This is a genomic window from Erwinia sp. INIA01 (assembly GCF_025947915.1).
Taxonomy (GTDB): Bacteria; Pseudomonadota; Gammaproteobacteria; order Enterobacterales; family Enterobacteriaceae; genus Erwinia; species Erwinia coffeiphila.
Genome location: NZ_JAPDNC010000020.1, coordinates 22,813 through 30,258, shown reverse-complemented (window position 1 = coordinate 30,258; position 7,446 = coordinate 22,813). Strand labels below are relative to the sequence as shown.

Annotated in this window: 7 protein-coding genes and 1 tRNA gene; 3 read left to right on the top strand and 5 right to left on the bottom strand. The window is 53.5% G+C overall.

Annotated elements, in window-relative coordinates:
* Positions 1-16 precede the first annotated feature (16 nt).
* From OMR58_RS24265 to OMR58_RS24255, 3 genes are all read left to right on the top strand, one after another.
* A tRNA-Val gene (locus OMR58_RS24265) sits at positions 17-93 on the top strand.
* Positions 94-469: 376 nt separating this feature from the next.
* On the top strand, positions 470-1,882 hold the full coding sequence (pykF, locus tag OMR58_RS24260) for a pyruvate kinase PykF (RefSeq protein WP_200544640.1): 1,413 nt from the start codon (positions 470-472) through the stop codon (positions 1,880-1,882).
* Between the two features lie 305 nt (positions 1,883-2,187).
* Entirely contained in the window at positions 2,188-2,424 is a 237-nt protein-coding gene (locus OMR58_RS24255) for a major outer membrane lipoprotein (protein ID WP_006118977.1), read from the top strand.
* Between the two features lie 103 nt (positions 2,425-2,527).
* Here the strand turns inward: OMR58_RS24255 and OMR58_RS24250 are convergent, their stop codons facing one another.
* The 5 genes from OMR58_RS24250 to sufC all read right to left on the bottom strand — a co-directional run bounded on the left by OMR58_RS24250 (position 2,528) and on the right by sufC (position 7,393).
* Positions 2,528-3,559 carry a L,D-transpeptidase family protein gene (locus tag OMR58_RS24250; RefSeq protein ID WP_279355985.1) on the bottom strand — a complete coding sequence of 344 codons (1,032 nt, stop codon included), beginning with the start codon at positions 3,557-3,559 and terminating at the stop codon, positions 2,528-2,530.
* 74 nt (positions 3,560-3,633) lie between these two features.
* On the bottom strand, positions 3,634-4,056 hold the full coding sequence (sufE, locus tag OMR58_RS24245; RefSeq protein ID WP_200544636.1) for a cysteine desulfuration protein SufE: 423 nt from the start codon (positions 4,054-4,056) through the stop codon (positions 3,634-3,636).
* A gap of 115 nt (positions 4,057-4,171) precedes the next feature.
* On the bottom strand, positions 4,172-5,395 hold the full coding sequence (gene sufS, locus OMR58_RS24240; RefSeq protein WP_105594972.1) for a cysteine desulfurase SufS: 1,224 nt from the start codon (positions 5,393-5,395) through the stop codon (positions 4,172-4,174).
* Positions 5,392-6,672 (bottom strand): Fe-S cluster assembly protein SufD, encoded by a 1,281-nt coding sequence (sufD, locus tag OMR58_RS24235; RefSeq protein ID WP_264547181.1) that lies wholly within the window; start codon positions 6,670-6,672, stop codon positions 5,392-5,394. Before sufD ends, sufS begins: the two co-directional genes overlap by 4 nt.
* Positions 6,647-7,393: a Fe-S cluster assembly ATPase SufC gene (sufC, locus tag OMR58_RS24230; protein ID WP_105594974.1), complete on the bottom strand. Its 747-nt coding sequence runs from the start codon at positions 7,391-7,393 to the stop codon at positions 6,647-6,649. Before sufC ends, sufD begins: the two co-directional genes overlap by 26 nt.
* Positions 7,394-7,446 lie beyond the last annotated feature (53 nt).

The window sequence follows — 7,446 nt, the reverse complement described above, 5'->3', positions numbered from 1 at the left end:
AGAGATTTTCAGGAAAGCGTTCTTAGCTCAGTTGGTTAGAGCACCACCTTGACATGGTGGGGGTCGGAGGTTCGAGTCCTCTAGAACGCACCACTCTTAGTTCTCCCCTTTTTTTCAGATTCCGCTTCAGCAATTAATCTTGTTGCGCAACACGCCGCTCTGACGCACTTACTTAAACGTCTTAACGCTTTTTAATTGGTTTTCTAGCACTTAGCCTTTATAATGCAGCCGTTGTTTCACTTGAATGGTTTCAGCGCATGGTAAATACACAATTTATAAGCCGTACCTGTTGCGCAACAACGTGCTGCGCTCACGCCGAAACCATGTCTCAACTTCTTCTGCATACCTTTAATCTGTCACCTATCCTTACCCAGTATCGCAATCTGCCTCAGGCACCTAATTTCTCCTCCGCTGGCCACGTCAGCGGAACCCATTCTTATCATCCATCACAACTTACAGATAATCCGTCATGAAAAAGACTAAAATTGTTTGCACCATCGGTCCAAAAACTGAATCTGAAGAGATGCTGACCAACCTGCTCGAAGCGGGAATGAACGTTATGCGTCTGAACTTCTCACACGGTAACTACGAAGAGCACGGCAAGCGCATTGCAAACCTGCGTAGCGTGGTGAAAAACACCGGCCATCAGGCAGCTATCCTGCTGGATACTAAAGGCCCTGAAATCCGCACCATGAAACTGGAAGGCGGCAACGACGTTGCGCTGACCGCTGGCCAGACATTCACCTTTACTACTGACCAGAGCGTTATCGGCAACAATGAGCGCGTAGCGGTCACCTACACCGGCTTCGCGGCCGACCTGAAAGTGGGTAACACCATTCTGGTTGATGATGGCCTGATCGGTATGGAAGTCACCGAAGTCACCGAAACCACCGTGGTCTGCAAAGTGCGTAACAACGGCGAACTGGGCGAAAACAAAGGCGTTAACCTGCCGGGCGTTTCAATCCAACTGCCTGCACTGGCGGAAAAAGATAAGCTCGATTTGATCTTCGGCTGCGAGCAGGGCGTTGACTTCATCGCTGCATCCTTTATTCGTAAGCGTTCAGACGTGCTGGAAATTCGTGAGCATCTGAAAGCCCACGGCGGCGAAAATATCCAGATCATTTCGAAAATCGAGAACCAGGAAGGCCTGAACAACTTCGACGAGATCCTGGATGCGTCTGACGGCATCATGGTTGCTCGCGGCGACCTCGGCGTAGAGATCCCGGTTGAAGAAGTGATCTTCGCTCAGAAGATGATGATCAAGAAATGTAATCGCGCGCGTAAAGTGGTGATCACCGCCACCCAGATGCTGGATTCAATGATCAAGAACCCACGCCCTACCCGCGCAGAAGCCGGCGACGTGGCTAACGCCATCCTCGACGGGACTGATGCGGTCATGCTGTCTGGCGAGAGCGCCAAAGGTAAATATCCGCTGGAGTCCGTGACCATTATGGCCACGATCTGCGAACGTACTGACCGCGTGATGAAGAGCCGCATCGATCCTCGCAACGACGATCGCAAAATGCGCATTACTGAAGCGGTTTGCCGCGGTGCGGTTGAAACGGCTGAGAATCTGGAAGCCCCGGTTATCGTCGTAGCGACCGAAGGCGGTAAATCAGCGAAATCCATCCGCAAATACTTCCCTCACGCCACCATTCTGGCGCTGACCACCAATGAGCTGACCAGCCGTCAGCTGCTGCTGACCAAAGGCGTGATTACCAGCATGGTGCAGGAAATCGCCTCTACCGACGATTTCTACCGTCTGGGCAAAGAAGCGGCGCTGGCCAGCGGCTATGCGCAGAAAGGCGATGTTGTGGTGATGGTTTCCGGTGCACTGGTGCCAAGCGGTACGACCAATACCTCTTCGGTCCACGTTCTGTAATTTAAGATTACACTATCGACTAATAAGGCACCCTCAGGGGTGCTTTTTTTTCAACTTGCGTAACCTCATTTCACAAAATTTCCAATCGAAATTAACTATTCAACTGCACTAAAAACTAAGACCTGTCCGATTAAAATCGTCTGTTTTCGCTTAATTTTTTGCCTTAACACCCAAAGAAGATGCTTCTTTGAGCGAACGATCAAATTTAAGCACGTTCTCATCAAAAAATTATTCTCATTAGAAAATACTTTGTGTAATACTTGTAACGCTACATGGAGATTAACTTAATCTAGAGGGTATAAATAATGAATCGTACTAAACTGGTACTGGGCGCGGTAATCCTGGGTTCAACTCTGCTGGCTGGTTGCTCAAGCAACGCTAAAATCGACCAGCTGTCTTCTGACGTTCAGACTCTGAACGCTAAAGTTGACCAGCTGAGCAACGACGTGAACGCAGTTCGTTCTGACGTTCAGGCTGCTAAAGATGACGCAGCTCGTGCTAACCAGCGTCTGGACAACCAGGCTCACTCTTACCGTAAGTAAGAGTTCTGGTACTGAAAATGGCGCACATTGTGCGCCATTTTTTTTGCCTGCATATCAGCTTCGCCGACGGCGGATGTTGACCCCGCCGCCAAACGCACTGTAATCAATTCTGAGCGCTTTCTCCCCCAACCTGAGTTATCCCCGCTGGTTGTGATTTAAATCCTTCTGCTCCCTTCTGGTGAAGAAATTCGGGTACTGCCGAATCATCTTTCACAACTTCCCCTTCACTAACCAGAACGGGCATACCCGAACGGCGCGTTAATGCCGCCTTAATCACCGCATCATCACTGCTGGCGCTGTTAATGAATTTCTTCGCGGCCGGGCTCAGCGCAATCGGCATGGTTTGCGGATCGTCATTCTCGTTATGCGACAGCGGCTGGTGGACTTCGATCCAACGCTTGCGATCAGGCTCTACGGCATACTTCACCGGCTGGTTAATCACCTGAACGCGCGTTCCCTTCGGCACGCTGTTGAACAGCGCTTCAATATCGTCAGGGCGCAGGCGGATGCAGCCGGAGCTGACGCGCATACCGATACCAAAATCAGCATTCGTGCCGTGGATCAGGTAATGGCCCTTACCGTAGGCCAGACGCATCGCATACAGCCCCATCGGGTTATCAGGCCCGGCAGGTACGGTGACTGGCAGGATCTCGCCTTTGGCTGCGTAGCGCTTGCGGATGTTAGGGGTGGGGGTCCACGTTGGGTTGGGGATTTTCTGGCTGATGCTGGTGACCATCGCCGGGGTATTGGCACCCAGTTGACCGATGCCAATCGGGTAGACAATCACTTTGTTTTCATCTTTCGGATAGTAGTAGAGCCGCAGCTCCGCTACGTTGATCACGATACCTTCACGTTTCGTGTCCGGTAGCAGCATCTGGGTGGGGATCGTTAACTGCGTACCGGCTTTCGGCAGCCAGGGGTCGGTTCCCGGATTGGCCTCCAGCATACCCAGCAGGCCAATCATATACTCCTTCGCTACCGCTTCCAGCGGCCTTCCGTCATTGGGCACGATGTACGTGCTGTTTTCCCCAATCAAACGGCTGTCGTCGGGCGGGAGGGGATATTCTGTAGCACTGGCGTTGTACGCCCCGGTCAGCAGCGTGACCATAAATGCAAAACGGAACAAAGGTTTCATGCGTTTTTCTCGGTTATGAAGGGAGAACAACCCCACTGTATATCAGCGGGGCGCAGACCGAGTAGTTTAGCAACTCACGCGCCGGTGAGAATCAGCGCTTTCTGACGTATTGCACGAATCATGGCTTCCAGTCCCTGAGAACGGGATGGAGTAAGCTGCTGGGTCAGAGACAGTTCGGCAAACACAGGGCGAACATCGAAATCGATAATTTCCTGCGGCGACATCTTCTGGTAAACGGCAAAGACAATAGCAATCAGCCCTTTAACCAGTGCGGCATCGCTGTCGCCTTGCAGGCGGACCTGACCATTCTCATCAAGATCAACAATCACCCAAACCTGGCTCTGACAGCCCGGAACGATATTTTCCTGCTGGTGAAGATTTTCGGATGCGGCCTCAAGGCGCGATCCCAGTTCAATGATATACAGATACTTCTCTTCCTGATTTGCGCAACGGTTGAAGTTGCGCACCAGTTTTTCTTTATCTGGCAGAGTTGCCATTGCTTCCTCACTTAAATCGGCTTCTTAACGACATGACTCTATCGGGTAAACACGTAGAAAGGGCGAGGCATGCCTCGCCCTTTTAAGGCTCAAATCGCTCCTGCTCAGAGAGCGATCAGCCCCCCAGCAGACGGTGAATACGAATTAATCCCGCCGCCAGGCGATCGACTTCTTCTTCACTATTATACAGAACAAACGAGGCACGACACATCGCCGGAACGCCGTAGTGCTGCATTAGCGGCATCGCACAGTGATGGCCGGTGCGAATCGCAATACCGTACTGATCGAGGAAACTGCCCACGTCATAGGCATGATGTTTGCCCAGATTAAAGGCAATCACCCCGCTGCGCTCCTGAGGACCGTAGATAACCAGGTCCGGTACAGAGGCCAGTTTATCCATCGCGTAGTGCATCAGCTGTTGTTCACGCTGCTGGATTGCATCCAGCCCCAGATCGGTCACGTACTTGAGTGCCGCCCCCAGGCCGATAATCGCACCGGTATTCGGCGTTCCCGCCTCAAACCGGCCCGGCACGGCAGCATAGGTGGTGCCTTCGGTCAGGCTGACGGTGGCGATCATCGAACCGCCCCCTTCCCACGGCGGCATCTGGTCCAGCAGCGCCTTGCGGCCATACAGAATACCAATGCCGGTCGGTCCGTAGATCTTATGCCCGGAGAAGACATAAAAATCACAGCCGATATCCTGCACGTCTACCTGCCCGTGCATGATCGCCTGCGCACCGTCGATCAGCGTCACCAGCCCCGCCGCTTTCGCCTGCGCCACCAGCGCTTTCACCGGGTTAACGGTGCCCAGCACGTTGGAAACCTGGGTTACCGCCAGCAGTCGGGAACGTGAATCAATCAGCTCAGGGAGTTTAGCCAGATCCAGCTCGCCGTCAGCGTTGAGCGGGATAAAGCGCACTTCCGCTCCGGTACGCTGGGCCACCATCTGCCACGGAACGATATTGGCGTGGTGTTCCATCTCGGTAATGATGATGTTGTCGCCGGGCTGCAGTTGACTGCTGCCCCAGCTGTTGGCCACGAGGTTAATTGCCTCGGTGGTACCTTTGACAAACACAATCTCTTCCGTCGACGGCGCATTGAGGAAACGCGCAGCCTGAACACGCACATTTTCCATCTCAGTGGTGGCTTCCGCACTCAGCGTATGGATGCCACGGTGAACGGCAGCGTAACCGTGCTCATAGAACTGGCTCTCTGCATCAATCACCACCTGCGGCTTTTGTGCGCTGGCAGCGCTGTCGAGGTAGGCCAGCGGTTGCCCGTTAACCTCACGCGTCAGCAGCGGGAAATCCGCCCGTACCCGAGCCAGATCAAAACTCATTGCAAACCTCCGGGAAAGCGTTGAGCAATACGCTGCATCACCGCTTCTCTCAGCGTGTCATCGCCAATCGCCTCGGTCAGCTCGGCAGCAAACGCATAAATAATCATGCGCTGAGCAGCATCCTGCGAAATACCACGGGCACGCAGATAGAACATCTGCTCTTCATCGATACGGCCAATGGTCGCGCCGTGTCCGCACTTAACGTCGTCGGCGTAGATTTCCAACTGCGGCTTAGTATCCACCTCAGCGAGGCGACCCAGCAGCAGGTTATTGTTGGACATCTGACCGTCGGTCTTCAGGGCGTGCTTCGCCACTTTGATCATGCCGTTGAATACGGCACGAGCGCGATCGCGCACGATGGTTTTATGCAGCTGGCGACTCTGGCAGTAGCCTTTGTTGTGTTCCAGATAGGTACGGCTGTCGCACACATCTTTATCAATCGGCAGCATCAGCGTATTGATAACCAGATCGCTACCCTCGCCGTTCAACTGTCCGCTGGTATTATGACGGGTCAGGCCCGCCCCCAGCAGGAAGCTGTGGCTCTGAACGCGCACATCGCGGCCCAGCACCAAATCGTTGTGAGAGAAGTGGAAACTGCTCTGATCTTCGAAGGCGAAGTTGTAGTGGGTCAGCGCCGCACCGTTACCCACGTCGGCGGTAAAACGCGCGCCGGTAAAGTGCGTGGCATTATTCAGGGTGACATAGTGCTCAATGATCGTCGCTTCAGCCGCTTCATCCAGCTGCAGATGATGGCGATAGTGCGAAGTGTTCATCTCGCCTGCCGCGCTGCCGCTACTGATGTGCAACAGATACAGCGGACGCCCCGCAGCCTTACCCCGAGCCAGATGGATCAGCGTAGACTCTTCGGCCAGGCTTTCGGTCAGATGCAGGAACACCTCCGGCTGTATCGGTGCATTCAGCTCGCGGCGTTCGCCGGAACCGGTGACCTGGATGCTGAACAGGTCGTGTTCAGCATCGCTCAACGCGGCGGAAAAGCGGCCATCAACAAAGACCAGACGCACGGCGTCAATAGCCAGCGCCAGTGTATCAATGTTTTCTGCTGTCAGTTCAGCCTGCTGCGGCAGAACGAACTGATGATCGAACAACGCATCCAGCGGCGTATACTTCCAGTTTTCCTGCTTACGCGTAGGCAGACCTTCGCGCAGCAGCTGCTGCCAGTGCTGCTGGGCCTGCATTGAGCGATGCCCGGCGCGGGTTTCGAACAGGTGGTGCCACTGTTGCAGCGCGTTATCACTCTTCGTCGGTAAGCCAGCCATAGCCTTGCTCCTCCAGCTGTTTCACCAGCGAGAAATCTCCTGATTTAACGATTTTGCCCTGATAGAGCACGTGAACGAAATCAGGCTTGATGTAGTCAAGGATACGCTGATAGTGAGTTACGATGATGAAAGAACGTTTGCCGTCGCGCAGTGTATTCACGCCGTTCGCCACAATCTTCAATGCATCAATGTCCAGACCGGAGTCAGTTTCATCCAGGATGCACAGATCCGGCTCCAGCGCGGCCATCTGCAGGATGTCATTGCGTTTTTTCTCACCGCCGGAGAAACCCACGTTAACTGAACGAGTCAGCAGATCTTCAGGCATCTTAAGCAGATGGATTTTATCTTCGATAAAGTCCTGGAAATCAAAGCGGTCCAGCTCTTCCTGTTCGCGGTATTTACGCACCGCATTCACGGAAGTTTGCAGGAAGAACTGGTTGCTCACGCCCGGGATCTCAACCGGGTACTGGAAGGCCATGAAGATGCCTTCACCAGCACGTTCTTCCGGGTCCAGTTCCAGCAGGTCTTTACCTTTAAACTCGACGGAGCCACCGGTCACTTCGTAATCTTCGCGCCCTGCCAGCGTTGCAGACAGCGTACTTTTCCCTGAGCCATTCGGTCCCATAATGGCGTGAACTTCACCGGGTTTGATCTCAAGATTCAACCCACGCAGGATAGCTTTATCTTCAACGCTGACCTGTAAATCTTTAATGCTTAACATATGGTTTCCTTTGCAGTGCTTTCCGGCACTGTAAATACCCTTGGGTAAAGTTC

Excerpts from the sequence above, each read along its gene's own strand:
- sufE (WP_200544636.1), bottom strand. The coding sequence starts at position 4,056 with ATGGCAACTCTGCCAGATAAAGAAAAACTGGTGCGCAACTTCAACCGT.
- sufD (WP_264547181.1), bottom strand. The coding sequence starts at position 6,672 with ATGGCTGGCTTACCGACGAAGAGTGATAACGCGCTGCAACAGTGGCAC.
- pykF (WP_200544640.1), top strand. The coding sequence starts at position 470 with ATGAAAAAGACTAAAATTGTTTGCACCATCGGTCCAAAAACTGAATCT.
- OMR58_RS24255 (WP_006118977.1), top strand. The coding sequence starts at position 2,188 with ATGAATCGTACTAAACTGGTACTGGGCGCGGTAATCCTGGGTTCAACT.
- OMR58_RS24250 (WP_279355985.1), bottom strand. The coding sequence starts at position 3,559 with ATGAAACCTTTGTTCCGTTTTGCATTTATGGTCACGCTGCTGACCGGG.
- sufC (WP_105594974.1), bottom strand. The coding sequence starts at position 7,393 with ATGTTAAGCATTAAAGATTTACAGGTCAGCGTTGAAGATAAAGCTATC.
- sufS (WP_105594972.1), bottom strand. The coding sequence starts at position 5,395 with ATGAGTTTTGATCTGGCTCGGGTACGGGCGGATTTCCCGCTGCTGACG.